We start from the raw sequence: 26,242 nt of genomic DNA on the forward strand, positions 1-26,242 counted from the left end.
TTTTAAGTCAGTCAATTAGTAGGAGCTAATCCCGCTATCCGCTGTATCTTTTGTCCCGAAAAAAGTCGGAACAAAAGGATGCCGCTGCTATCGGGGCTAGATCGTGCACTTTAGTTTGTTTTGTGCTCCAAAATGGAATTCCGTGCACTGTTTTGCGTGAGGGATAGAGCCAGGCTACCTTGTAGCGGTGAAAGCCCGACGCCGTTGACAAAGTAGGCAAATAGCACCAACAATTGATAGCCTACTTTGCCAACTGGGTCACGCCCAAATACTTAATTTTGGTAATTAGTGATTGACTTTTACGGTTTTAAAAAATCTATTTTAAAACCATAAAAGTCGGTTTAGTGTGTTGTTTACTGCAATTATATCAATTGCTTTTCGGCAAATTCGATGATGTCAGACTTTATATTTTGCAAATAGTCGATATCGTCAAAGCCGTTTAGCATGTTATTCTTTTTATAGCCATTGATGTCAAAGGATTCATTTTGACCCGTTGCCAATAAAGTAATCGTTTGCTCAGAAAGATTAATTTCTAGTTCCGTTTTTGGATCTGCTTCGATAGCTTTAAAGATTACGTCAGCAAATTCTGGGCTAATTTGAACGGGTAAAACACCAATATTCAAACAGTTTCCTTTAAAAATATCAGCAAAGAAGCTTGAAACGACTGCTCTAAATCCGTAATCGTAAACTGCCCAAGCAGCATGCTCACGAGAAGAACCAGAGCCGAAGTTTTTTCCTCCAACCAAGATTTTGCCCGAATAAGTTGGGTCGTTTAAAACGAAATCTGCTTTTGGAGTATTGTCACCATTGTAGCGCCAGTCTCTAAATAAATTGTCACCAAATCCTTCGCGGGTAGTAGCTTTTAAGAAACGAGCAGGAATAATTTGATCGGTATCTACGTTTTCTATTGGTAGCGGCACTGCGCTACTAGTAAGAATATTAAATTTATCGTATGCCATTTTTTTTGTTTTACCGCAAGGGCGCAAGGGCGCAAATGCTTTATTGTTTTATTTTTTTGAATTGAAGACCACAAAAGCGCAATTTTTAATTTATTTCTGCGTCATAGCGTCTTTTGCGGTTAATCATTAATAATTATTTACAAATCTTCTGAATCCACTTTTGATCACTGGAACATTAAAATTAATCAGCAATCCGATTTTTTTGTTTGCTAGTTTTAGGTAAGAAATAATTTGAGCTTCGTGGACTGGTAATAAAACTTCGACCGCTTTTAATTCAATTATTATTTCGTTTTCAACAAGAATATCAATTTTGTAATCTTTAAAAAGGTCAAAGCCTTTAAACTTTAGGGGAACACAAACTTGATTTACCACAACTATATTTCTTAATTGTAATTCTTTTAAAAGACACACCTCATAAACAGATTCCAATAATCCTGGTCCCATTATTTTATGGACTTCTAAACTTGCGAGAAAAATTTGCTTTATAATTGCTTCGTATTGTTCTTTTTCCATCTAGCGTCTTTGTGTCTTTGCGGTCGATTTCTAGAAAAGCTCCCTTGGATCAGTCAACTTTCCAGTAACTGCCGCTGCTGCTGCCATAATTGGAGACGCTAATAATGTTCTAGAACCTGGACCTTGACGACCTTCGAAGTTTCTGTTCGAGGTGCTTACCGCATATTTTCCAGCTGGGACTTTGTCATCGTTCATAGCTAAACAAGCCGAACATCCTGGTTGACGCAATACAAAACCAGCTTCAGTTAAGATGTCTAAAAGACCTTCTTCCTTAATTTGTGCCTCGACCACGTGAGAACCCGGAACTAACCAAGCCGTAACATTATCAGCTTTTTTGCGACCTTTTACGATTTCAGTAAAAGCTCTAAAGTCTTCAATACGTCCGTTGGTACAACTTCCTAAGAAAACATAATCAATTGGTTTTCCAATCATCACATCATCTTCGTTGAAGCCCATGTAAGCCAAAGATTTTTTGTATGTTTCTGCTCCACCTTGCACTTGATTGGCAGTTGGAATATTTTTTGAGATACCAATTCCCATTCCTGGGTTTGTACCATAAGTAATCATTGGTTCGATGTCTGCTGCATCGATATTTAGCTCAGTATCAAAAATTGCATCAGCATCAGTTTTTAATGTTTTCCAATACGCAACTGCTTTTGTCCAATCTTCACCTTTTGGGGCATATAACCTTCCTTCTAAGAAATCAAAAGTTTTTTGATCTGGCGCAATCATTCCACCGCGCGCACCCATTTCGATACTTAGATTACAAACTGTCATACGGCCTTCCATTGACATGTTTTCAAAAACATCACCAGCATATTCCGCAAAATAGCCAGTACCACCAGAAGTAGTCAATTGAGCTATAATATAAAGAGCAACATCTTTTGGGCCTACACCTTTACTTAAAGTGCCATTTACGTTAATACGCATTTTTTTAGGTTTTGGCTGCATAATACATTGCGTAGACAAAACCATTTCCACCTCTGAAGTACCAATTCCGAAAGCAATAGCTCCAAAAGCACCATGAGTAGAAGTATGCGAATCGCCACAAACAATAGTTGCACCTGGCAAAGTAATTCCGTTTTCAGGACCTACCACGTGTACAATTCCGTTCTTTTTGTGTCCTAATCCCCAGTGAGAAATTCCGTATTCGTTCGCATTGTCTTCCAAAGCTTTTAATTGCTTGGCAGATAAAGGATCTTCAACTGGTAAATGTTGGTTGATAGTAGGCGTATTGTGGTCTGCAGTAGCAAAAGTACGTTCTGGATATAAAACCGTGATTCCTCTAGTTTTTAATCCTAAAAATGCAACTGGACTAGTAACTTCGTGAATGAAATGACGATCAATAAAAAACACATCTGGTCCATCCTCAATTTTACGCACAACATGTGAATCCCATACTTTGTCAAATAATGTCTTACTCATTTTTTTTATTTTTATAATTGTAATTGTTATAATCACAGTGCTATTGGTGTCATTATAATCGAAGTTCAAAAGTAAAAAAAAGATGTAGTGTCGTCAATTTCGATATTTCGATTTATACGATACCCAAGCTTTTGGGTTTTTTAAAAGGCAAAAAGTTACTTGTTTGTTTACAGTGTGCTAATAGTTAAAGTGCAAGGAGTGTGTTTGTAGCTTAAACAGTTTAAATTAAAGTAAAAACCATTTTTGTTATTTGTTGAATTTGATGTTATAACACTATAAAACAAGGAGTTGTCATAGGTTGTGTTTTGTTACTTGAATCAGAAAAGCGATGTGTGATCTTATATATATATTGGATTTTATCCAGTTTTCGCATTGGACTTACGTTTATTGCCAAGAAAATAAACGACCTAAAATGTGAATTTTTGAGAAGGCAATACTACGACGTTCAAATAAATTGAAATAGAGTTTTTTAAAGAAATAGGGCGCCAGTTTTTTGTAATTGTAGGGTTGTCTTATAGTATTCCCTCGTTTATTTCTTTTTGAATGATGTTATTCAGATGATCGAACAGTTGAGAATATTTATTTTTATAATCTACAGCGAGCAGTTGCTGAATGCTATTTTTCATTTCAGACTGAATGTATTGGTCTTTTTTACCATACCTCCAAATCGGATAAATACAGTTTTCTACTAATTCGGTAAAGGAAGAAGACGGAATATATATTCTGGCAATATCGTTCGCGTCAGTTAAAAATTCAGAATTAGTATGGTACAACCTAAATGACAGTAAATCAGATAAAGAATGCAGCGCAATAACTGCAGTTCCTGGATCATTAATTCCGGGACTTAGCGCTTTAATTGCAATTTCTGCCAATTGTTTGAAGCCATAATCGGCATTTCTGTCAATGGGCTGGCCGTCATAAAAATCGTTTGCAGCTGCAATTTCAAGAAGAACTTCTTTATCAATTTGATTTTTACTGTAAAGGCGCAACAAGACAATTCCTTTCAGTAAATAGGTACTTCTCTGATGTAAGAAACTAAGATATAAATTATGCTTTGTAGCAATTTCGAGTATTTTCTTTTCATTAAAACCCTGAAAATAATCAGACCGTTCGGCTTTTATCTCGACATAAGGTAAGTCGTTCCAAGAGATCTTTTCTTCTTCATTTGAAATGCATTTCTCCTGCATGTTTTGCATTGTTTTTTTCTGAACACGATCAATTACAGTTTCGTATTTTACAGTTTGGGTGACATAATCTAGAAAATAAATAAAAAGGAAAATGTCTATTACCGTCAAAAGTATAAGCAAGTAAATGCTCAGCGCAGGCACATAAATACCGGAAGTAATGTCTCTAATAGTACTTAATAAAAAAAGAGCATACACAATTGTGCCAATATAAAAACCCAAAACGGTTTGCTGAAAGCGGTTTCCAATCATACTATTTAGTACCCGATTGCTCATTTGTGAAGCGGCTTGATTGAGCACGATCATCACCATCGAGAAACTAAACACAGTCAATGATATAATGGCAGCAGCAATTGTTGAAATTATAGATCTCGCAGTGCTGGCGTCTTTTAAACTCAGCCATTTGATATTGGATTTAATTTCTTTTCCAAAAGACGAAAAATCAAGTTCTAACATCATCCAAGATAAAAATAAGAATACGATCGCAATTACGGCGGGATAAAATGCAATACTTTCCGTTATCTTGTTGTAATAGATTCTTAAGTTTTTATTTAAATTGACAGTCATTTTTTAAGTTTACGGTTCACGAAAGTGATGTTGTATTGAGTGTTTTCTTTATCGCATTTCTAAGGTAGTTAAAAAATAATAATTGAAGGAGATTGTTTTGATTATACATTCATTCAGATATTAAATTAAAGGTTTTTTTAGATTTTAAACGCGATTTTTTTAAATTTAATTTATTGAAATCTTCATAAAATAATACGATTTATGAAAGCGTATTATCAGGTATAATAGTTAAAAACCATTTGCTTTACATTTCCATTAGCAGAAAAAAATTGCTAAATTTGCTATTCATTTTTTGTGTTTTATACAAATCACAATTACCTCATTTGCAATTATGTACCTAATATTCGATACTGAAACTACTGGATTACCTAAGAACTGGAACGCGCCAATAACCGATTCTAGCAATTGGCCGCGTTGCATACAAATTGCTTGGCAGTTGCATGATGAGATGGGAAATCTTATTGAGCACCAAGATTACTTGGTAAAACCTGATGGATTTAATATTCCGTACGATGCTGAGCGCATTCACGGAATTTCGACTGAGTTAGCACAGCAAGATGGAATCTCTTTGACAGAAGTTTTAGAGAAATTCAATATCGCTTTAAGTAAATCTAAGTTTATAGTAGGTCAGAATTTGGGTTTTGACGTCAATATTATGGGTGCCGAATTGTATCGTATGGGTGTGAATTCGCCTATGAGTTCGATGCCTGTTTTGGACACTTGTACAGAAGTGACAGCTTCCTTGTTAAAATTACCAGGAGGTCGAGGCGGAAGATTCAAATTGCCGACATTGACCGAATTGCACGAATATTTATTTAACGTTCCTTTTTCTGAAGCGCACAACGCAACTGCCGATGTCGAGGCAACAACTCGCTGCTTTCTGGAGTTGATTCGTCGCGAGATTTTTACCAAGGAAGAATTGGATGTTCCGGCTAATTATTTTGAGGCTTTTCAGAATAAAAATCCAAAAGAAATTCGGTTAATCGGCCTGAAACACATCAATCTTAAAGCTGCTTCTGATAAAATTAGAGCGCAGTTAAAAGCATTAGATTCGGTTGCGACGGAAACGGTTATTTCTGATTCAGAAAAGCATGATCTGCGAGCAGCAAAGTTTGCTCATTTACACAACCACACTCAGTTTTCGGTACTGCAATCGACTATTGCCATTCCAAAACTAGTTGCCGCAACGGCCAAAGACAATCTTCCGGCAGTTGCCATGACGGATACTGGAAACATGATGGGTGCCTTCCACTTTGTGAGTTCCGTAATGAATCACAATAAAGCATCGGCTTCCAAAAATAAAACATTGGTAGAAGCGGGAGAAGAACCTACAGAAACCGAAATAAAACCAATAGTAGGTTGTGAATTTAATATATGTGAAAATCATTTAGATAAGACCAAAAAAGACAACGGCTATCAAATTGTTTTGTTAGCGAAAAATAAAAAAGGCTATCATAACTTAGCCAAAATGGCTTCGATCGCTTACGTAAGTGGCTTTTATTATGTGCCTCGAATCGACCGATCGGTTGTCGAAAAATACAAGGAAGACATCATGGTTCTTTCGGGAAATTTATACGGTGAAATTCCAAGTAAAATTCTAAACATCGGTGAAATCCAAGCCGAAGAAGCTTTGATTTGGTGGAAAGAGCAATTTGGGGCAGATTTTTATCTTGAAATTATGCGCCACAATCAAGAAGATGAAAATCGCGTCAACAAAACCTTGATTGAATTTTCACAAAAGCACAAGGTCAAACTGATTGCAACCAATAATACTTTCTATTTAAATAAAGAAGATGCCAATGCGCACGATATTTTGTTGTGCGTAAAAGATGGAGAAAAACAAGCCACACCAATTGGTCGCGGTCGCGGTTACCGTTATGGATTGCCGAATCAAGAATACTATTACAAGTCGGAAAAAGAGATGAAAAAGATCTTTTCGGATTTGCCAGATGCAATTATAAACATTCAGGAAATAGTAGATAAAGTCGAAATATATTCGCTGTATCGCGATGTCTTACTTCCCAAATATGATATTCCAGCAGAATTTGTAAATCCAGAGGACGAAAAGGATAATGGCGTTCGTGGAGAAAATGCTTATTTAAGGCATCTTACGATGGTAGGAGCCGAAAAAAGATACGGCGAAATTTCCGAAGCGATTCAAGAACGTTTGGATTTTGAATTACTGACGATTTCAAATTCAGGTTATCCAGGTTACTTTTTGATCGTTCAGGATTTTATTGCCAAAGCGCGAGAAATGGATGTTTCGGTTGGGCCAGGTCGTGGATCTGCTGCAGGTTCTGCCGTTGCTTACTGTTTGAAGATTACCAATATCGACCCAATTAAGTATGATTTGCTTTTTGAGCGTTTCTTAAATCCCGATCGTGTGTCGATGCCCGATATTGATATCGACTTTGATGATGAAGGTAGGGGTCGCGTGATGGATTATGTGATCAATAAATACGGAGCCAATCAGGTGGCACAAATTATCACTTATGGTAAAATGGCAACGAAGTCTGCTATTCGAGATACAGCTCGTGTCTTAGATTTACCTTTGTTTGAAGCCGATAGAATTGCCAAATTGATTCCGCCAATGATGCCGTCCAAATGGAATTTGGCCCGCTTTATTTCGGAGAAAGAAGAAGATGTTAAAAAAGCGCTCCGTTCGGACGAATTTGATAATATAAAGGAATTAATTGCCATCGCCAATGAAGATGGTTTGGCAGGAGAAACCATTCAGCAAGCAAAAATTCTTGAAGGTTCGATGCGAAACACGGGAATTCACGCTTGTGGAGTGATTATTACGCCATCAGACATTACCGATTTTGTACCAGTAACTACTGCCAAAGATTCAGCGCTATATGTAACTCAATTTGACAACTCGGTTGCAGAAAGTGCTGGATTGTTAAAAATGGACTTTTTGGGTTTGAAAACCCTTACGTTGATAAAAGATACGGTTAAGTTGGTCAAATATAGAACTGGAATTCAGCTGGATCCAGATGCATTTCCTATCGATGATGCAGAAACCTATGAGTTGTTCCAGAGAGGAGAAACGGTTGGTATTTTTCAATACGAATCACCCGGAATGCAGAAATATATGAAGGATCTTAAACCAACGGTTTTTGGAGATTTAATTGCAATGAATGCTTTGTATCGTCCAGGACCAATTGAATATATTCCTTCTTTCGTTCGAAGAAAAAATGGCGAAGAAGAAATAAAATACGATTTGGACGCTTGCGAAGAATACTTGGGAGAGACCTACGGAATTACGGTTTACCAAGAGCAGGTAATGCTTTTGTCACAATCTTTAGCTGGATTTTCAAAAGGGGATGCCGACGTTTTGCGAAAAGCAATGGGTAAAAAGCAGAAAGAAGTTTTGGATAAAATGAAGCCTAAGTTTGTAGCACAAGCTGTCGAAAAAGGACATGATGCGAAAATTTTAGAAAAAATCTGGAAAGACTGGGAGGCTTTTGCGAGTTATGCATTTAATAAATCACACTCGACGTGCTACGCTTGGATTGCTTACCAAACCGCTTATTTAAAAGCCCATTATCCTGCTGAATATATGGCGGCAGTGCTTAGTAATAATATGAACGATATCAAGCAAGTTTCGTTTTTTATGGAAGAATGCAAGCGCATGGGCTTACAAGTTTTAGGTCCTTGCGTTAATGAGTCCTTTTATAAATTTACAGTAAATGATGATTATGCGGTTCGTTTCGGAATGGGAGCGATTAAAGGAGTAGGAGCTAATGCGGTAAAAACAATTGTCGATACCAGAAAAGAGGTAAAATACAAATCGATTTTTGATCTGGCCAAACGCATTGACTTACGTGCTGCTAATAAAAAAGCAATCGAAAACTTGGCTTTAGCAGGCGGTTTTGATGCTTTTGTTGGAACTACAAGAGCACAATATTTTCATGATGAAGGCGATGGTGTTACTTTTTATGAAAAAGCAATTCGATACGGCGTCAAATACCAAGAGAATGAAAATTCAGCACAAGTAAGTTTGTTCGGAGAAAGTAGCGATGTGCAAATTGCCGAGCCTGTGGTTCCGCCTTGCGAGGATTGGAGCACGATGGAAAAACTAGCCAAAGAAAAAGAGGTTGTTGGTATTTATATTTCTGGTCACCCTTTGGATGATTTTAGATTTGAAATGAAATATTTCTGCAATGCAAGGCTGGAGGCTTTGAGGAATTTGGAACAATATGTGACCAAATCGCTCACTTTTGCAGGAATTATAAACAACGTACAACATCGTGTCGCGAAGAACGGAAAAGGCTGGGCTATGTTCAACTTAGAAGGTTATGATGAAAGTTTTGAATTTAGAATTTTTGGCGAAGAATATTTGAAATTCAGACATTTCTTGATCCAAAATAATTTTACATTTATAAAAGTTCTGGTTAAAGAAGGTTGGACCAATCAAGATACAGGTAAAAAATCCGATCCTAGAATTCAGTTTACTGAGGTAAAACAGCTGCAAGATGTATTAGAAAATTTTGCTAAAAAGCTGGTGCTCTTATTAAATATTAAAGATTTAGATGCCGATTTTATTCATCATTTGAATCGTTTGTTTTCAGAATATAAGGGTGATAATACCGTGACTTTTGAAATCATGGAACTGGAAAAAATTAAGAAGTTAGTGGAAACTACAACTGAATATTCCGAAGAAGAACAAGAAGTTTTTGAAGATGAAAACGAAGACAGCGATACTTTGGCGCAAACCAAAGTTGCTCAGTTAACTGAAGTCGAAGAAATTAATGTAGTAACCAAATTAACGATGCCAAGTCGTAAATTGAAAGTGAAAATTTCGACGGAATTACTGATAGAATTAGAGAAAATGCAAATTAATTTTAAATTGAATTAAGTGCAGCAGTTAGAATACGTTATTATATAAATAAATAGAAGCCATAACAGTTTAGTGTTATGGCTTTTCTGTTTTAGTGGTGATTAGTAGCTAGAGCGGTTCTCGCATTTTCAGGTCAATTTGGCCAATTGGGTAGCCATAAGATATTTTAATTTTATTTTTAACTTACTTCTGTCTCTCGAAGACTATCTATGTCGAGGAATAGGAAGTCTTTCGTAGCGTAAGTGATATACGTACTATTGTATATTTCTTGTTAATTTAAAGGAGTGTTTGTGCTATTATGGGTAAACAGACTCTCTGCAAAAGTTAAAATTTTATAAAATAATTATTTTTTTAGTTAAAAAATATAGTATGCACGCATAGTTTTAACGGAAGTAGTCTTTTTATTGGTAATTGTTACGAAAACGTTTTTTTAACTCTTATAACATTGTTTTTATTTATTTATGTTTGTATGAACTTAACAATCAATAACATTATGAAAAAGAAATTATTAATAGCTGGATTATTTGCGTGTTCTATGTCAATGGTTGCACAATCTGATGATGCACAGAAGAATGAAAGCTGGTATTTTAAACTTGGTGGATCATACTTTATGCAAACTGCTTCAACGGAATTTCCAGTTGTTGGTGGACAGCTTCCAAATAGAGATGTTTATGTTGGTGGACCTGGAGCTAATAAATTAGCATCAAGAGAAAGTGTTACAGGATCTTTTGGAGAAGGTTTTAGAACAGGTTTAACTGCTGGTTACCGATTTAATACTCGTTTAGGAGTAGAGATGGGGATCAACTATTACTCAAGCGCTAGCAAAACAATGGCTCAAACTACAAATAGATTGATTGCCTACAATCCGACGACTACCGCAGCAACCTATTTAAATTTTGATGCTGAAGGTCAAATTAGAGCTTTTGATTTAGCTCCTTCTTTAGTGCTTTTCTTAGGAGAAGCTAACGGATTTGAACCCTACACAAAAGTTGGTGTAATTGTACCTGTTCATGGCGATTTAACTATCAAAACTGATAGGGCTTATTCAACATTTGTAGGTGCAAATCAAGTTGCAAATACTGATGCATATTCGAAAGATGTAGTTAAGCCGAATCCTACTGTAGGATTTATGGCAGCATTAGGAACTTCGTATAAGCTGGGTAAAAACATTTCTGCTTTTGCTGAATTGGAGTACCGTAACTTCACTGTTCATGGTAAGACAAAAGAAACGGAAGTTTATACAGAGAATGGTGTAGATAAATTGAATACTACTACTACTTTTAGAGAGGCTTCTTATGCTGCGATTCACAGTAATTATGTAAAATCTTTGAATGGAAGCTCTAACAACGATGATTTTAATACTACTAGCTTTGACGATACTAAACCAATGGATGAGTTAAGCTCTTATGTTGGAATTTCTGGTCTTGGTTTAACACTAGGATTGAAATATAGTCTATAATACTTTGCCTCCAAATAAATGAAAAAAGAGATTGTCAATCGGCAGTCTCTTTTTTTTTTAGCCCTGATAGCAGCGGCATCCTTTTGTGCCGGGGTTCGGCACAAAAGATACAGCGAATAGCAGGAAGTCGCTCCTTAAAAAAGCAATCGAATTTGTTTAAGCTAATCTTAGTATAGAGTTTTGCAATACTTTTATAGTGAAAACTAATTTGGAGATAGGGTGTGTTTGATATAAAATATTTAAATTTGCATATGATTTATTTAAATAATTAGTAAATTACAGTTTTAAACATTAAAAAAAATAAGGATATGGCATTAGCAATAACAGATGCTACTTTTGACGAAGTAGTTTTGAAATCAGATAAACCGGTAATGGTAGATTTTTGGGCAGCTTGGTGTGGACCATGTAGAATGGTTGGGCCGATCATTGACGAATTAAGTAACGAATACGAAGGTAAAGTTGTTATTGGTAAAGTTGATGTTGATGCAAACCAAGAATTTGCTGCAAAATACGGTGTACGTAATATTCCAACAGTATTGGTTTTCCATAAAGGAGAAGTAGTTGGCAAGCAAGTTGGAGTTGCTCCAAAGCAAACGTATGCTGATAGCTTAGATGCTTTGTTGTAATCTAAAAGTACAGAATTCAAAAAGGTCTAGCGAAAGTTAGGCCTTTTTTGTTTTACTACATCAAGTTGAAAGAGCATGGTTGGTTTAAGTCAATCATTCTTTTAATTTTTGAATCTTTTTAAATACATTTGAGAGATGAAGATTGAATCGCAATTAGAAAAAGTTTCTCGTTTTCAGCATCTCGAGCTTGTAGCCAATCAAGTGGTTGAAGGCTTTATTTCGGGCATGCATAAAAGTCCGTTTCATGGCTTTTCGGCAGAATTTGCCGAGCATAAAGTCTACAATCCTGGCGAGAGCACGCGACATATCGATTGGAAATTATTTGCTAGAACCGATCGATTGTATACCAAACGGTACGAAGAAGAGACTAATTTGCGTTGTCATCTTATTATAGACAACTCGTCTTCGATGCATTATCCTGAATTGCAGGCGAATCAAAATTTTTATGAAAGTAAAATTGGCTTCTCGGTTTTGGCTTCGGCTGTTTTAATGAACATTTTAAAGAAGCAAAGAGACGCTGTTGGTCTAAGTGTGTTTTCGGATAGTTATGAGTATTACGCGCCCGAAAAAGGCAGCGATCGGCATCACAGAATGTTGTTAAGTACGCTCGAAGGACTTTTGAAAGTTTCTCGAAAGCAAAAACGAACAGATACGATTATGTATTTACATCAGATTGCCGAGAAAATGTACCGTCGTTCGATGATTATCTTATTTACGGATATGTTTCAGTCAGAAGATGAAGAAGCACTTTTTAACGCTTTACAACATTTAAAACACAACAAGCACAAAGTGATCTTGTTTCATGTCGTTGATGGCACAACCGAATTGCAGTTCGATTTTGATAATGCACCGCGTAAATTTATTGATCTAGAAACTGGCGAAGAAGTAGCAGTTTTTGCAGATACTATAAAAGAAGCCTACAAGAAAGAAGCTGAAAGTTATTTTAAGCGGTTGGCTCTCACTTGCGCTCAGAACAAAATTAAATACGTTCCTGTGAACGTTGGTGCTAATTTTGAAAAAATAATAACGACCTATTTGGTTGATAAACAAAGCTTTGGATAGGTGTTGATTTTATTATTTAAAAGTTTTACTAAAAAGACTTGCAGAAATGAAATTCTATACTATCTTTGCAACCGCAATAACGCAGAGGTTTGGTAGTTCAGTTGGTTAGAATACATGCCTGTCACGCATGGGGTCGCGGGTTCGAGTCCCGTCCAGACCGCAATATTGGGGAAGCCTTTCAGAAATGAAAGGCTTTTTTGCCCACTAAGGGTATTTAAGATTAGTTGTGTTGTTTGCTACGAATTTGTAACTCGTAGCTGGTTTAGTAGTTAAACCGATGGAAAGCTTTCCCTTTTTAGGGATGGCTTTTTTGATTTATAACCTTTTTGATTTTTTCGACTTAATGAAAACACACCTTTTATTTTTGTATTTTGATAGAAATCAGACTGTTAAAAATTTAACGTTTTTAAATGATTTAAAAGTGCTTTAAATGCTTGTAGAATCAAAGTTCTGTTGTATTTTTGCACCACAATAAAGCGAGGTTTGGTAGTTCAGTTGGTTAGAATACATGCCTGTCACGCATGGGGTCGCGGGTTCGAGTCCCGTCCAGACCGCTTATTAAAAAAGCCTCTCAGAAATGAGAGGCTTTTTCGTTTAACTAACAATATAAATGCGCTACGTGAGTAAGCGAGACACTTCCTGCAAAAGCAATCCACATACATAAGCACCATACGTTCCCAACGCATATCCTAAAACGGCTAATAGCACGCCAACCGGTGCCAAAAAGGGACTAAATGCTGCGGCAACAATAGGAGCGGAGGCAGCGCCACCAATATTGGCTTGACTTCCGACGGCTATGTAAAAGAATGGTGCTTTAATAATGCGAGCAATAATAATCATAATAATAATGTGTATGCAAATCCAGATTATTCCAATTAAGAATAGTAAAGGATTATCAAATATGGCAGCCAAGTCCATGTGCGTGCCAATAGTTGCTACTAAAATATAAAGAAAAACGGTCCCAACTTTAGACGCTCCGTACGATTCAATTTCTCTTGCTTTTGTAAAAGACAAGGCTACGCCAATTGTGGTTGCAATAACAACTAACCAGAAAAAGGAATTTGTTAAAGAGTATTTTTCTAACTCGGGATAGTTGGTTGCAAAAAATGGTGCTAGAATGTCAGATAAAAAATGCGATAATCCCGTGACTCCAAAAGCGACCATCAATATAATCATTAGCGATTTTGACGTTACGATAGATTGTTTCCCAGATTGTTTTTCCTGAAGTTTTTTCTCTAGTTCTAAAATTGGTGCATTGTCGGCACGCAACCATTTGTTTATGCGATCTGGCTTTTGCGACCAATAAAGTAAAACTCCCATCCATAAATTGGCCACCAGAACATCGACAGCAATCATTTGAGCAAACAAACTTTTACTGGCTCCAAAAACTTCTAACATCGCTGTCTGATTGGCGCCACCACCAATCCAGCTTCCTGCGATGGTCGTTAAACCTCTCCAAACTTCTTCGCCATTAGAAAAAGCAACATCGGGAAAGAAGCTAACAACAATATAAAATGCCAAAGGACCACCAACTATTACGCCCACTGTACCAGCTAGAAACATAATCACCGCTTTGCTCCCTAGTTTTTTTAACTCTTTAAAATCAATACTTAAGGTCAATAAAACTAAACTTGCTGGAAGCAAATAGCGTGAAGCAATGGCGTATAAATTGGAAGTTTCTCCTGAGATTACATTGAATGTATTTAATAAAGCAGGCAAAAAATAACACAACAAAACGGAAGGAACAATAGTATATAATTTTTTGAAGAACGGCTTGTTACTGGATGAGGTTATAAAAATAATTCCTAAAATAGTAATTAAAATCCCAAGTACTACGGCATCATTAGTAATTAAAGGAGCGTGTTTTTCGATCATTTTTTGGCGTCTTTATCTATTTGTTTAATTAATAATTGGAGCAATTTGCTTTTAGAGTTTTCTCCAAAAGCAAGATACTCTTTTTGTAGTACGCGTAGTTTTTTAACATCCCATTTGGCATATTGATTCGCTTTATACCAACTTTGGATTGATTCGGGCGCTAAAAAACATGCTTGATTTTGAAATAATTCCTCCCCTTTTATACTTGGAAATTCTAATGCTTTACCTAAGAGAAATCCGTCCAAAGTAGTGCGAATCTCCTTCATGTACGGCGAGTTGGAATTATTTAATAAAACCACTAAATTTTTAGAATTTAAAGTTCTTTTTATATAGGTTAAATTTCCTGCCCAGCTTCCGGTATGATATACGGTTTTACCGTTTGCGCTGTCATATAAAACATGCCAACCAAAACCATAATCTGATTTCTCTGCAGTTGGAGGATGTGGAGTAAAAGCAAGTTCTTTTGATTCGGAATTTAAAATTTCAGAATTGTACAAAAAGTCATCCCATTTAATTAAATCGTCTATCGATGAGGATAGTCTTCCCGAACCTAGTCTTCCGCTTAAAAAGTGATAATACTTTTTATTAGGTAAAGTTTCTGGAGCAACATAATTACAATTTCGAATATCGATCATGTACGCTGGAGCATAATCTGCTTTATTCCAAATACTATCTCTTCCGATAAAGAAAGTTTGATCCATTTTCATGGGTTTAAAAATCTTTTCATGCAAGTATTGTTCTAAAGTAATTCCGCTGGCTGCGTTTACAATCTCTGCTAGTAAAATATAACCGGTATTTGAATACTGATATTTGTTACCCGGAGCACTTACAATTGCGGGATGATTCTTTTTAAAAAAATCTAGAATGTCTTTATTATAAGCAATTTTTGTGCTGTCCCAATTTTTTTTAAAATGCGATTCGTAATCAGGAAGTCCAGAGGTGTGTGTTAATAAGTGCTGAATAGTAATATTTTTATACGGAAAACTAGTTCCTAAATAGTTAGCAATCGGATCTGTAATTTTTAATTTATGGTCTTGCTGTAATAATAAAATTGCCGTCGCGGTAAATTGTTTTGAAACTGAAGCAATTTCCATTGCGGTGGAAGGTAAAAAGGAAGTTTGTTTCTCCATATTAGCGAAACCGTATCCTTTCTTAAAAATTACTTTTCCTTTTCTTTTTATTGCAACTGCTCCATTAAATAATTTTGCTTTGTGCAATTTTGTGAAATACGCGTCTAACGTATCATTTTGCACCTCGCTGTTTTCACTATTTTTAATTTGGGATTTTATCTCTTGGCAGTTGTTAAAAAGCAGCAAGCTAACCGAGATAAGAAATGATGAAAATACATTATTCATACGCTTTAATTTTTTCCCAATTGGGGTGTATTAGTCCAATTCCGTAGTTGTCGTTGAGTTCTATGTATCCATTGTTGACTTTGTGTCCTACAAAAGGATCGTTGGTCACGGCTAAATTACCATCGAGATCGATCCAGTCTGCCATAGCGCCCAAATGTGAAGCTGCACTAATTGCACAAGAAGTCTCCGACATGCAACCTAACATAATTTTTAAATTCAGTGATTTTGCCAAATTTGCCATAGCAAAAGCTTCCTGCAACCCGGTAGATTTCATTAATTTAATGTTGACACCGTGATAAAAATTTTCCGCCCTTTTAACATCTTCTAAACGCTGAACGCCTTCGTCTCCTATGAGCGGTAAAGAGCTTCTTGAAAGCAACCATTCCATATCGGTAAAAGCTGTTCTTGGCATGGGTTGTTCTATAAAAATAGCGCCCTCTTCTTTAAGCCAATCTATTTTTTCCAACGCCCGTTCTTTATTTGTCCAACCTTGATTTGCGTCTATAAACAACGGTTTGTTGGTTACATTTCGAACAGCTTTAATAATTTCTTCATCGTTGTCTCCGCCCAATTTTATTTTTAAATAATGAAATTCAGCAGCTTCTTCGACTCTTTTTTCAATAATTTCAGAAGAATCTATTCCGATTGTTTTGCTCGTTTTTAAATCTTTTTTTGGAAGATTAAAGTATTGATACAATGGTTTTTTTACCATTTTTCCGATGAGATCGTGCAATGCAATATCAATAGCAGCTTTTATAGCTGTATTTCCGCAGGCGTGGTTGTCTACAGCTGTCAGAATTTTGATAATTTCAAGCGGACTTTCAAATGGTGAAAAATCAAATGTTTTTGCAAAATGTACAGCTGAGGCAATTGTTTCTCCGTAGAGAGGAGGCATCGAAGCCTCCCCGTATCCTACAAAGTGTTCAAATTGTAACTGTACAAGTACGATTGGTGTATTTGTTCGTGCGCCTCCAGCAATTCTAAAAACATGTTTTTTGTTTAAGAGGTAAGGTTTTAGGGTTATTGATATCATTTTTAGTACCCGTTGTTTTGAGGTTTGATATTTGGATTTGCATTTATTTCGCTAAGCGGAATAGGTAAAATAAATTTATCATTTGGATAATTAACAAGGACCGCATTTTCTGATTGAATGATGTTTACATTTTTTTTATTTCGATTTAAATCGAATAAACGATGTCCTTCAAAAGCCAACTCTTTTCTGCGTTCTAGTAAAATTCGGTCTAGTAAATTTGCGCCTGTGTCTGTAATAGTGGTAGCATTTGGTTGTGCTCTTTTTACGATTAAATTTAAATCTTGTTGCGCCAATATATCGTTGCCCTCTTTCGCGTATGCTTCCGCTCTAATTAGATACTGTTCAGCCAAACGAAATAGTCTGATATTATCATCGCTTTTGGTACCGTTAGGAAATTTTCCAACAAATAATGCATTTTTTTCTGCTCCTGGCTTTGCACCTTGCACGATCACTGATTTGCGAATATCATTGCTGTCGTATAATCCCAATAATTCAGTAGTTACTAACGCATCAGCGTAACCCGCAACACTGAAAAAATGCCCCAAACTATTGGTGCCTTCACTGTCTGCGATAGTGTTTACAATCTCAAAAATGGACTCAGAATTGAAAGCGGTATTCCATACTTTCAAATAATTTGCATTCGTCATTAAACTGTATGCACTCGTATTAATGACCTCGGTACTTTGCTTTATTGCCTCTAGATTATTTTCTTGATAAAGTGCTACGCGAGCAGCTAATGCTTTGGCTCCGCTTACAGAAAAATAACCACTTGCTTTTTGGTTGGTCATTAGCAAAAGCGCCTGCGCAAGATCACTATTAATTTGTGTGTAGACTTCGCTTACGTTATTTCTCGAGGGAGAAACTTGATTTGTATTTATTGCAGTAACTACAGGTACTCCTGCGTGGGTTGCGTTGGCTGTAAAATTGTACGGTTGCGCATACAAACGAACCAAATCAAAGTGTGCTAATGCACGTACAGTGTACGCTTCGCCAACAAGTTGATCGATCTTTTTTTGCTGTTCTGCTGTGGTAACTTCAATCAATTTACCGCCTTCAATGGCTCGGGTAGCATTTACAACTACTTCGTAAATCTGATTCCAAGTGCCTTCTGCGTAGGTATTTCTGTCGGAGACTACAAAGTTTTCAAACTCCAAATATCTTCCCGTATTTCTAGAGCTTAAATACAAGTTGTCGGCCATTAATTCTGGAATTACATACATCGTTCGACCATAATAGTCGCTGTCTTGCAGTTTGCTGTACATTCCGTTTATGGCAGTTTGCAAGGTTACCAAGTCAATTACTGCATCTTCTGCTGCAACATTTTGCTCGGGTTTGATGTCTAAAAAGCTGTCGCTACAAGACGTTAAACCTAGACACATCATGCTTAGTAGTACGGGTATATTTTTATATTTTAATTTCATATTTTTAGTTTTAGAATGAAAAATCAAGTCCCATTAAAATTTGTTTTGCTATAGGAATTCTTAGATTGGCTACGCCATCAATTCCTACTTCTGGGTCAATTTCCAAACCTTTGTCCTTGGTCCAAGTTGCCATGTTGGTTCCTTTGAGATACAATCGAATAGAACTTACTTTTAGTTTATTCGTTAGATCTGTTGGAAATTCATACGCCAAAGTAATGTCTCTTAGTCTCAAATAAGTACCATCAGACAAGAAACGGGTAGAGTGTTGGTTTGATAAACCAGATTGCGTATTTCCCCAAACCATTTTAGGAACGTCGGTAATGTCACCAGGTTGTTGCCATCTGTTTTCGTATATTTTACGAGTTAGATTTCCACGGTCATTTAATTTAGCACTACCATCGCTGCTGGTATATCTGCCCCATGTATCGTACACTTTATTTCCTGAATTTAGGAACAGCATAAACGATAGACTCACATTTTTATAGCTTAACGTATTGGTTAGACCCGCATAATATTTAGGCAGCGCACTTCCTTGCTTAAAAGGTTCGGCTTTGCTGTAGTTATTTGTTGTAGCAGTTTTAGTAGCGTCAGTATACCATAAAGCATTTCCGTTATCAGGATCTACTCCAGCGTATCCTGGCATATAAAAAGTATAAAAATCACCACCAACTTCTCTAATGTAATTGTTGTCAATAATTGGTTCATCGTTCTGTAATTTTAATATTTCGTTTGTATTAGTCGTAATATTAAAATCTGATTTCCATGAAAAATGATCGGGAATATCAAAAATGTAAGCAGATAACGCAAATTCAATTCCGCTATTTTTCATTTCCCCTATATTATCCAAATAACTTGTAAGTCCGTTTGTGGCCGAAATAGGAACTTTAAAAAGCAAATTGGTAGTAGTTCTTGTGTAGTAATCTAAAGTTCCCGAGAAAATAGAGAACAACTGAAAATCTAATCCAACGTTAAACGGCTTATTTTTTTCCCATGTTAACTTCGGATTTGATTGTTGACTGTATGTATAACCAGGTTGTTCGTTATAATTGTCTCCAGTGCTATACAAACCACGGGAAGCAAAATCACCAATTTCTTGGTTTCCATTGATACCGTAACTTGTTCTAAATTTCAGTTTATTTACAAAAGAAACGTCTTGCATGAAATCCTCTTTTTGAATGTCCCATCCCAATCCGATAGAACCAAAGTTAGCATAACGAACATCCGAACCAAAGCGAGAAGAACCATCTCTTCTGGCAGTAGCATTAAAGAAATATTTGTTGGCTAAACCGTAATTGATATTAAAAAACAAAGAAGACAACGACGAAGCAGTTTTTGTACTCGAAGCATCGCGGTACACAGATGCATTGTCTAAAGTAGTTAAACCTGGCGCACCATAATTGCTAGCATAAGCATAAGTCGAATTAGCGTTAATTTTTTGTGCCTCTTGACCGAGTAAGAACTTAACGTTGTTAGTGTTATTAATTTCCCAGTTGTATTTTAATAAGTTGGTTACGTTCCAGTTTAAAATAATGTTGTCAGAAGCTCTACCGCGTCCACCATCATTTCTTCCTTCACCAAAATAAGGATTGTCGTACTGAAATTCATCTGATAAATTAAAATCTACATTTGCTTTAGTTTCAAAAGTTAGGTTTTTTGTAAAATCATAATTTAAACCAATGTTTCCTAAAATACCGTATAATTTCGTTTCACGAATGTTTTCCTTAGCAATTCCTACCGGATTATAAGTTAGCAAAATATCAGTATTGTATGTTCCGTCTGCATTGTACACCGGCTGCCAAGGCACTTCTCTTGTCATTGCTCTTACCGGATTATTGGCGCTTCCAGCTTCATCAATAGTATGTAATATTTGGTTGCTTGCTGCCAGTCCAAAGTTTAGTGAGAGTTTTTCTGAGGCTTTGTGATCCACATTTACTTTGGCGTTTAATTTTTTATAATCAACCCCAATAATAACCGCTTGTTGGTCAAAAATTCCTAGTGAACTGTAAAAATTAGTTTTTTCACTACCGCCACTAGCGCTAATGCCGTATTGCTTGTATTGTCCAGTTCTTCCAATCACATCTTGCCAATCGGTATTAACCGACTCGTCTACTCGATCATAAATGTACTTTTGTGCAAGCTCAAAACTTTCGCCTGTGTTCACTCTACTCTCAATTAATAATTCTAAATTTTCGGGAGTAGTAAGTAGTTTATTTCTGTCTGCAGTAATCATATCGCTCACACCATATTGCGTACTAAAGTCGAATTTTGTTTTACCAGATTTCCCTCTCTTGGTCGTTATAAGTATAACACCGTTTGCTCCTCTAGAACCATAAATGGAAGTCGCAGATGCATCTTTTAAAACAGTAATGTTGGCAATATCTTTTGGATTGATGCCTGCAATGGTATTTGAGCTCGTTGCTATGGTAGAAATATTTCCAGAAACAACTGGAATTCCATCCACAACGTACAAAGGATCTGAGTTGGCATTGATCGATCCTACTCCTCGTATTCTAATTTGAGGAGAATAGCCTGGTTGTCCACTTGCAGATGACATTTGAACACCCGCAATGTTACCTTGTAAACTTTCTTGAAAGGAGGCAACAGGCGTTTCGCTAATTTTAGAAACATCGACATTTGTAGCGGCACCAGTATACGAACTTTTGCTTTGCTTATCATAAGCAACAACGATAACCTCGTTTAAATTGCTGACTTCAGCTAGCATCGTAATTTTAAAAACAGTGGTTTCTCTAGTAACCGTTCTAGTTTCGGTTTTCATTCCCAGATAACTTATTTCAATTTGATCGCCATAGTTTGCCTGAAGCGAAAAATTTCCATCCATATCGGTAAGAGTTCCGTTGGTAGTTCCTTTTACAACGACATTGATACCAATAAGCGGAACTTTACCTTCATCTAAAACTGTTCCTTTTACAGTAACTTTTTCTTGCACAACTGTGGTAGGAACGATGCTGATTTCTGCGATATTATTTGCCTCACTTTTAGAAGAACTTCTTTTGTAAAGAATAATTTTAGTATTCATTAATTTATAGGAAATAGTCGTTCCCTTAAAGACTTCTTCTAAAACAGAATCAATTTTATCGCTTGAAGTTTTTACACTAATAAGCGCATTGTCGTTAATTAGTTCGGTATTGTAGAAAAAAGAAAAATTACTTTGTTCTTCAATAGCCGCGATTACTTGCTTGAGCGGTGTTTTCTTATAATCAATGGCTATTTTTTGTCCGTAGCTGGGCAAACTACTGGCAGAAATTTTAAAAATTGTTAATGCAACAATTAAAGTAGATAGTTTCATTACTCTAATAAATTTGTCTACCGAATACGAGCATATTCTGGTAGGGTTCGTTTTGGTCCGTTTTTTTTTCATAATTTTAACCTCGGTTTTTTGTTAGTACTCTGTTTTGAAAATTAGTTAGCGAAAAGCCTTTTTATTTAAGGGAGAGTAGTCGAGCACTCTCCCTTTTTTTTGTTTATCGAATGGTCATTTGATTGGTTTTTTTATCAAACTCGCAAGTTACATTGGATGAAACTTCCAAAATTCTCATAATCTCTTCAATAGAATTTGTTTTTTCAATTTTGCCGGAAAACGAATAGTTGTAAAATTCTTTAGAGGCAATATTGACTTTGACTCCAAACCAGCGTTCCAAGCTCAGTACAACTTCTTTGAGAGGCGTTTCATTAAAAAGTAATGTTCCTGATTTCCAAGAAGTAAAATTCGAGGTATTAACCGTGTTTATACTCAGTGCTTTTTCTGATTTAAAAAAAACGGCTTGTTGTTTGGGCAATAAGGTAGATAAAACGGCTTCTTTGTTTTTTAATTCTATTTTGCCAGTAACTAAAGTAGTTTCCAACCTTTTTTCATCAGCATAAGATTTGATATTAAAGCTGGTTCCCAGAACTTTAATGTCAATTCCCGATTCGGTTTCAACAATAAAAGGCTTTTGTTTGTTTTTGGTAACATCAAAAAATGCTTCGCCGTACAGTTTGATTCGTCTTTCGCTCTCGTTGTAAGTGTCGCTAAAAACAATTTTACTTTCGGCATTCAGCCAAACAAATGTTCCATCGGCAAGCGTAACTTTTCGTTGTTCTTTTGCTTTTGTAGTATACGAATATCGCTTTGTTGCGTGCACATCATTTTTAGAAGAAAAATAGAAGTAAGTGACTAATGCCAGCGGAAGAAGCAAAACTGCTGCGCGTTGTAAAAATAAGCGTATGGTTTTGTTTTTAGATTTAGTGTGCTTTTTAAAGACATTAAATGGAACGGCAGGATCTATTTTTTCTGAAGAAACATCCAGAGTAGCAATAACGTGCTTTGCTTTTACTTGGTTGTAAAAAGCTTGATTTTCTGCAGACGATTGTATCCAAGCGATCACTTTTTTATCAAAAAGAACATCGCCTTTTTTATCTATAAAGTGTATTAAATCGAGTTCGGTCATGTTGGCTATTTATTCTAAGACGATTCATACTTAGATAACCCCTACGCGAATTTGATTTTTTTTAAATTATAAAAAAAGTGCAGTGTATTCTTTGAGTTCAAGTCGTAAAAACTTGATCGCTTTTGTAATTTGATTTTCGACAGTTTTAGTCGAAATATTCAATTCCTCGGCAATTTCTTTGTGTTTTAAGCCCTGAAACCTGCTTTTTATAAAGATGTTTTTGCAAGCTGCAGGCAGTTTTTCGACCACTGCATTTATTTTGATCAATAGTTCTTTTTCTATAAAATCAGAACTTGATTCGTCTAATAAAGCAAGATAGTTGATGTTGCGTCTTTCGGAATCACAATAATTTTGATATTTTTCACGAATCTTCTGGTGTTTAAAATAATCCAAACATGAATTCTTTACCATCTTAAAAAGATACGAATGTAAATTAATCGATAGTTCTAGCTTTTCGCGTTTCTCCCAAATTTTAAAAAAAACATTTTGAACAATTTCTTCCGATTCTTGTTCGTTTTCTAAATAGCTATTGGCAAAATGATGTAATTTTTGAAAATATAAATGATACAAGGTTTCAAAAGCGCTGTTCTCGCCCTGCTTGAGCTGTTGAATAAAAAAGGAAGTATTTATTTGGTCTTTATTCAAATCACTAAGTATTAAAACACAGATTATTTCTTGCTAATATCGTTCAAAAAATTGAAAGTCTAAGTTATTTCTAACTTTTAGCTGTAATTACTAAAGAATCTGTTTAAGAACTTCAAGATAAATTAAATTCTTTCTCAATGCCAATTATGCCTAAAATAACCCGTTCCAATTCTCCCACACCACATGAATAAACCATCCTAAAAAAACGACGCAAAGCATAAAGTTTAAAAAAGTACTGGCAAGAAAACCAACAAATGATCCTGTTGCTGCCTTAAAAGCTCTTTTATGATCCTTAGAATCGTAAATTAATTCGCCGACAAATGCACCGACAAACGGTCCAATTATAAATCCAACGGGAATTGGAGCAAAAATACCAACAATTAATCCAATATTAGTTCCCCAAACTCCATAGCTGCTTCCGCCGTATTTTTTGGTTCCTTTTGCTGGAATCACATATTCTAGAATAGTTATGATGATGACCAAAAGCAGCGCAAAACCCATGACCCAATAGTTCATCGGTACGGTTTCTGTGCAATACAAAAGCAATAAACCAATCCAACTTAAAGTTAATCCGGGCACAACAGGCAAAAAACTTCCAAGTATTCCGCCAATCATAAATAGTAAACCTAAAACAAGTAAAAAAGTATCCATACAGTATTTTTATGAAATTTGAGAGGGACTACTAATTTCTAAACCGATAGTAGTTCAAGGGAAAATTACAATTAAAACGAATTAGAAATGTTACACTATTCCAGTAAAAATTTAGATTCTACTTTTAATTTCGATTTACATTCAAAAACGGAATTTTTAGCTCAAATTATTCATAAATTTAATTGAAAAATCGGCGCTTTTTAGATCTGCAATTATCTTTATTTCTTATTCAAATAATAATTGGATTAAAAAAATTAGAAATTGCTGTCAGAAAACTACGAAGCTTTGGTAGTTTTTAAAGCAACTCAAAAAATTATCGTAATTTTGCATGGTAATTAAGTAATTCCAATCCGTTGAAGCATTTTTATCTCTATATAGTTCTTTTTTCACTTGCGTCTTGTCAATATTTTGAGAAGCAAATTCCTGACGAAAAAGAGTTGTTGCAAAAAGAACTAAAATCCATCAATTGGCGTGAGGTAGACGAATATCCATCGGTAACCAACTGTGACCAAATCGCCGATAAAAAGCTGCGCCAACAATGTTTTTTCGAAACGATGGCACAACTTGTTCAAGAAAAATTAGACATTGACACTCTTTCTATTTTGTACCCGGATTTGGATACAATCGAAGTAAAAGTTACTGTTTTTCCAAATGCAACCATGACTTTCGAACCGCAGTTTCCTAAAGATTCGGTCGCGTACGACACCATTAAAATTGACAGTATTTTACACGCGCGTTTAGTCGATTTTCCAAAAGTAAATCCAGCCATTAAACGCGGAATTCCAGTAAAAACTCAATTTATATTACCGGTAATTATTAAGTCAGAGTAAGTTTTAGTAGCTCTTTCCTGCTATCCGCTATATCTTTTGCATCTGCCGCGGCAGACACAAAAGGATGCCGCTTTTATCAGGGCTAACAGAATGCGATCCATTTGTGTTTTTAGGAATACGGTTTTTTAATCTCTTGAAGGGTTTTAAAATCATGAACGAATGAATTACGGCTTCTTTTTTAATCTCATATAATACCTACAAAGGTCAATAAAAAGACCTGTCAGCAAACAATGGTTTTAGTTTAATATTTAAATCGCCTGCCTTTCCACTCGTATGTTCCAAACAAACTGTACAACGCCACAGCTACACTAAAAAAGGGATACCATAAACTACTCAACAACCAATTTGACATTCTTACGTTTCCTAAAAACCGATTGGTTGTGTAAAGCAATATAAAATCGATAGCAAATTTTAGAACCACAAACAATTCGAAAGTCAAAAAAGACCAAATCCCACAAAGCAAAAATACAAAGCCAAGTATAAAACTAAGATTGACTGCAAACACAAGCAAGCCCAAAGATTTACCAAATAGACTTTGATAAGAACCTGTTTTTGCCGCCCAACGAACCCGTTGAAAAAATAATTCGTGCCAGAAACTAGTCGGTTGTGTCAGTACAATGGCCAATTTTGATTTTAAATAAGCCACTTTTTGTGGAGATTCTTCTATGGCCTTTTGCAACAAAAACACATCATCACCACTAGCAATTTTGGTGTTTCCAGCAAAACCCTTTAAACTTTCAAAAAAAGATTTCGTGTACGCAAAATTAGCGCCGTTGCACATAAAACCTTTACCAATTCCAAAACTTCCAATTGTGGCGCCTTGCAAACTCATTAGATCTAATTGCTGAAAATGTGCCAAAAAAGAGCTGGTATTTTGATAGTTTACTGGAGCCGCAATCATTTCAACGTTGTGTTCTCTAATAAAACTATCAAAAGTTGCTAACCAATGTTTAGGAACCAAACAATCTGCGTCGGTGGTAAGAATCCAATCGGTCTTTACGTGAGAAATAGCAGTTGAAATGGCGTCTTTCTTGGGGGAATTTGAGGTTCGAGTCGTATTTATGATTCGAATATGGAATGTTGAATTGAAGTATTGAAATTTTTCATCCGAATCATCGTCCACTAAAATCACTTCAAATAATTCCGTCGGATAATTCAATCGAGAAATGCTTTCTAGTAATAATGGTAAGTTTTGTGTTTCATTCCGAAAAGGTACAACTATAGTAAAAGTCGTTTTTGGTGTTTCAGCAAAATCAAATTTGTAAACTGGGACTTTTTTAAATCCGTGAGCCAACCACAGGATTACAAAGGAATAAAGAATCAAAATACCATATAAAAACACCAAA

Annotated in this window: 18 protein-coding genes and 2 tRNA genes; 7 read left to right on the top strand and 13 right to left on the bottom strand. The window is 35.8% G+C overall.

Going from position 1 to position 26,242, the window contains the following annotated elements:
- Positions 1-362: 362 nt before the first annotated feature.
- The 4 genes from leuD to AP058_RS14995 form a co-directional block, all read right to left on the bottom strand.
- The gene (gene leuD, locus AP058_RS14980; protein WP_066312675.1) at positions 363-959 is read right to left on the bottom strand and encodes a 3-isopropylmalate dehydratase small subunit; all 597 of its coding nucleotides are present in this window, start codon (positions 957-959) and stop codon (positions 363-365) included.
- A gap of 126 nt (positions 960-1,085) precedes the next feature.
- Entirely contained in the window at positions 1,086-1,472 is a 387-nt protein-coding gene (locus AP058_RS14985; protein ID WP_066312677.1) for a GxxExxY protein, read from the bottom strand.
- 30 nt (positions 1,473-1,502) lie between these two features.
- Positions 1,503-2,897: a 3-isopropylmalate dehydratase large subunit gene (gene leuC / locus AP058_RS14990; protein WP_066313522.1), complete on the bottom strand. Its 1,395-nt coding sequence runs from the start codon at positions 2,895-2,897 to the stop codon at positions 1,503-1,505.
- Between the two features lie 512 nt (positions 2,898-3,409).
- Positions 3,410-4,648, bottom strand: a complete 1,239-nt coding sequence (locus AP058_RS14995) for a DUF2254 domain-containing protein (RefSeq protein ID WP_066312678.1) — start codon at positions 4,646-4,648, stop codon at positions 3,410-3,412.
- A gap of 331 nt (positions 4,649-4,979) precedes the next feature.
- On the opposite strand from AP058_RS14995, the gene dnaE reads away from it, so the two are divergent.
- From dnaE to AP058_RS15025, 6 genes are all read left to right on the top strand, one after another.
- Positions 4,980-9,509 carry a DNA polymerase III subunit alpha gene (gene dnaE / locus AP058_RS15000; protein WP_066312681.1) on the top strand — a complete coding sequence of 1,510 codons (4,530 nt, stop codon included), beginning with the start codon at positions 4,980-4,982 and terminating at the stop codon, positions 9,507-9,509.
- A 475-nt stretch (positions 9,510-9,984) separates the two neighbouring features.
- Positions 9,985-10,950, top strand: a complete 966-nt coding sequence (locus AP058_RS15005) for an outer membrane beta-barrel protein (protein ID WP_066312683.1) — start codon at positions 9,985-9,987, stop codon at positions 10,948-10,950.
- 308 nt (positions 10,951-11,258) lie between these two features.
- Positions 11,259-11,576, top strand: coding sequence for a thioredoxin (gene trxA / locus AP058_RS15010; RefSeq protein ID WP_066312685.1), 318 nt, complete (start codon positions 11,259-11,261; stop codon positions 11,574-11,576).
- A 135-nt stretch (positions 11,577-11,711) separates the two neighbouring features.
- Positions 11,712-12,638 carry a DUF58 domain-containing protein gene (locus tag AP058_RS15015; RefSeq protein WP_066312687.1) on the top strand — a complete coding sequence of 309 codons (927 nt, stop codon included), beginning with the start codon at positions 11,712-11,714 and terminating at the stop codon, positions 12,636-12,638.
- An 86-nt stretch (positions 12,639-12,724) separates the two neighbouring features.
- A tRNA-Asp gene (locus tag AP058_RS15020) sits at positions 12,725-12,798 on the top strand.
- 320 nt (positions 12,799-13,118) lie between these two features.
- Positions 13,119-13,192 (top strand) — tRNA-Asp (locus AP058_RS15025).
- Positions 13,193-13,253: 61 nt separating this feature from the next.
- Here the strand turns inward: AP058_RS15025 and AP058_RS15030 are convergent.
- The 8 genes from AP058_RS15030 to AP058_RS15065 form a co-directional block, all read right to left on the bottom strand.
- The gene (locus AP058_RS15030) at positions 13,254-14,513 is read right to left on the bottom strand and encodes a DUF819 domain-containing protein (RefSeq protein WP_197413411.1); all 1,260 of its coding nucleotides are present in this window, start codon (positions 14,511-14,513) and stop codon (positions 13,254-13,256) included.
- The gene (locus tag AP058_RS15035) at positions 14,510-15,868 is read right to left on the bottom strand and encodes a serine hydrolase (protein WP_066312695.1); all 1,359 of its coding nucleotides are present in this window, start codon (positions 15,866-15,868) and stop codon (positions 14,510-14,512) included. The genes AP058_RS15030 and AP058_RS15035 overlap by 4 nt, the downstream gene beginning before the upstream one ends.
- Positions 15,861-16,901 carry a dipeptide epimerase gene (locus AP058_RS15040; RefSeq protein WP_066312698.1) on the bottom strand — a complete coding sequence of 347 codons (1,041 nt, stop codon included), beginning with the start codon at positions 16,899-16,901 and terminating at the stop codon, positions 15,861-15,863. The genes AP058_RS15035 and AP058_RS15040 overlap by 8 nt, the downstream gene beginning before the upstream one ends.
- A 2-nt stretch (positions 16,902-16,903) precedes the next feature.
- On the bottom strand, positions 16,904-18,322 hold the full coding sequence (locus tag AP058_RS15045) for a RagB/SusD family nutrient uptake outer membrane protein (RefSeq protein WP_066313528.1): 1,419 nt from the start codon (positions 18,320-18,322) through the stop codon (positions 16,904-16,906).
- Between the two features lie 10 nt (positions 18,323-18,332).
- Positions 18,333-21,701 (bottom strand): TonB-dependent receptor, encoded by a 3,369-nt coding sequence (locus tag AP058_RS15050; protein ID WP_066312700.1) that lies wholly within the window; start codon positions 21,699-21,701, stop codon positions 18,333-18,335.
- A gap of 103 nt (positions 21,702-21,804) precedes the next feature.
- Positions 21,805-22,770: a FecR family protein gene (locus AP058_RS15055; protein WP_066312702.1), complete on the bottom strand. Its 966-nt coding sequence runs from the start codon at positions 22,768-22,770 to the stop codon at positions 21,805-21,807.
- 66 nt (positions 22,771-22,836) lie between these two features.
- Complete coding sequence (locus tag AP058_RS15060; RefSeq protein WP_197413412.1) at positions 22,837-23,415, bottom strand: RNA polymerase sigma-70 factor; 579 nt, start codon at positions 23,413-23,415, stop codon at positions 22,837-22,839.
- Between the two features lie 150 nt (positions 23,416-23,565).
- Positions 23,566-24,066, bottom strand: a complete 501-nt coding sequence (locus tag AP058_RS15065) for a DUF456 domain-containing protein (protein ID WP_066312704.1) — start codon at positions 24,064-24,066, stop codon at positions 23,566-23,568.
- Between the two features lie 353 nt (positions 24,067-24,419).
- On the opposite strand from AP058_RS15065, the gene AP058_RS15070 reads away from it, so the two are divergent.
- Positions 24,420-24,896 carry a hypothetical protein gene (locus AP058_RS15070; RefSeq protein WP_066312709.1) on the top strand — a complete coding sequence of 159 codons (477 nt, stop codon included), beginning with the start codon at positions 24,420-24,422 and terminating at the stop codon, positions 24,894-24,896.
- A 241-nt stretch (positions 24,897-25,137) separates the two neighbouring features.
- Here AP058_RS15070 and AP058_RS15075 read toward each other — a convergent pair whose 3' ends face one another.
- Positions 25,138-26,238 carry a glycosyltransferase gene (locus AP058_RS15075; RefSeq protein ID WP_369815192.1) on the bottom strand — a complete coding sequence of 367 codons (1,101 nt, stop codon included), beginning with the start codon at positions 26,236-26,238 and terminating at the stop codon, positions 25,138-25,140.
- Positions 26,239-26,242 lie beyond the last annotated feature (4 nt).

It is taken from the genome of Flavobacterium sp. TAB 87, assembly GCF_001529295.1.
Lineage (GTDB): Bacteria > Bacteroidota > Bacteroidia > Flavobacteriales > Flavobacteriaceae > Flavobacterium.

What these genes read in the sequence shown, in the direction of transcription:
- dnaE (WP_066312681.1), top strand. Translation starts at nt 4,980, where the DNA reads ATGTACCTAATATTCGATACTGAAACTACTGGATTACCTAAGAACTGG.
- AP058_RS15035 (WP_066312695.1), bottom strand. Translation starts at nt 15,868, where the DNA reads ATGAATAATGTATTTTCATCATTTCTTATCTCGGTTAGCTTGCTGCTT.
- trxA (WP_066312685.1), top strand. Translation starts at nt 11,259, where the DNA reads ATGGCATTAGCAATAACAGATGCTACTTTTGACGAAGTAGTTTTGAAA.
- AP058_RS15050 (WP_066312700.1), bottom strand. Translation starts at nt 21,701, where the DNA reads ATGAAAAAAAAACGGACCAAAACGAACCCTACCAGAATATGCTCGTAT.
- AP058_RS15065 (WP_066312704.1), bottom strand. Translation starts at nt 24,066, where the DNA reads ATGGATACTTTTTTACTTGTTTTAGGTTTACTATTTATGATTGGCGGA.
- AP058_RS15055 (WP_066312702.1), bottom strand. Translation starts at nt 22,770, where the DNA reads ATGACCGAACTCGATTTAATACACTTTATAGATAAAAAAGGCGATGTT.
- AP058_RS15015 (WP_066312687.1), top strand. Translation starts at nt 11,712, where the DNA reads ATGAAGATTGAATCGCAATTAGAAAAAGTTTCTCGTTTTCAGCATCTC.
- AP058_RS15045 (WP_066313528.1), bottom strand. Translation starts at nt 18,322, where the DNA reads ATGAAATTAAAATATAAAAATATACCCGTACTACTAAGCATGATGTGT.
- AP058_RS15030 (WP_197413411.1), bottom strand. Translation starts at nt 14,513, where the DNA reads ATGATCGAAAAACACGCTCCTTTAATTACTAATGATGCCGTAGTACTT.
- AP058_RS15040 (WP_066312698.1), bottom strand. Translation starts at nt 16,901, where the DNA reads ATGATATCAATAACCCTAAAACCTTACCTCTTAAACAAAAAACATGTT.
- AP058_RS15005 (WP_066312683.1), top strand. Translation starts at nt 9,985, where the DNA reads ATGAAAAAGAAATTATTAATAGCTGGATTATTTGCGTGTTCTATGTCA.
- AP058_RS14995 (WP_066312678.1), bottom strand. Translation starts at nt 4,648, where the DNA reads ATGACTGTCAATTTAAATAAAAACTTAAGAATCTATTACAACAAGATA.
- AP058_RS14985 (WP_066312677.1), bottom strand. Translation starts at nt 1,472, where the DNA reads ATGGAAAAAGAACAATACGAAGCAATTATAAAGCAAATTTTTCTCGCA.
- leuD (WP_066312675.1), bottom strand. Translation starts at nt 959, where the DNA reads ATGGCATACGATAAATTTAATATTCTTACTAGTAGCGCAGTGCCGCTA.
- leuC (WP_066313522.1), bottom strand. Translation starts at nt 2,897, where the DNA reads ATGAGTAAGACATTATTTGACAAAGTATGGGATTCACATGTTGTGCGT.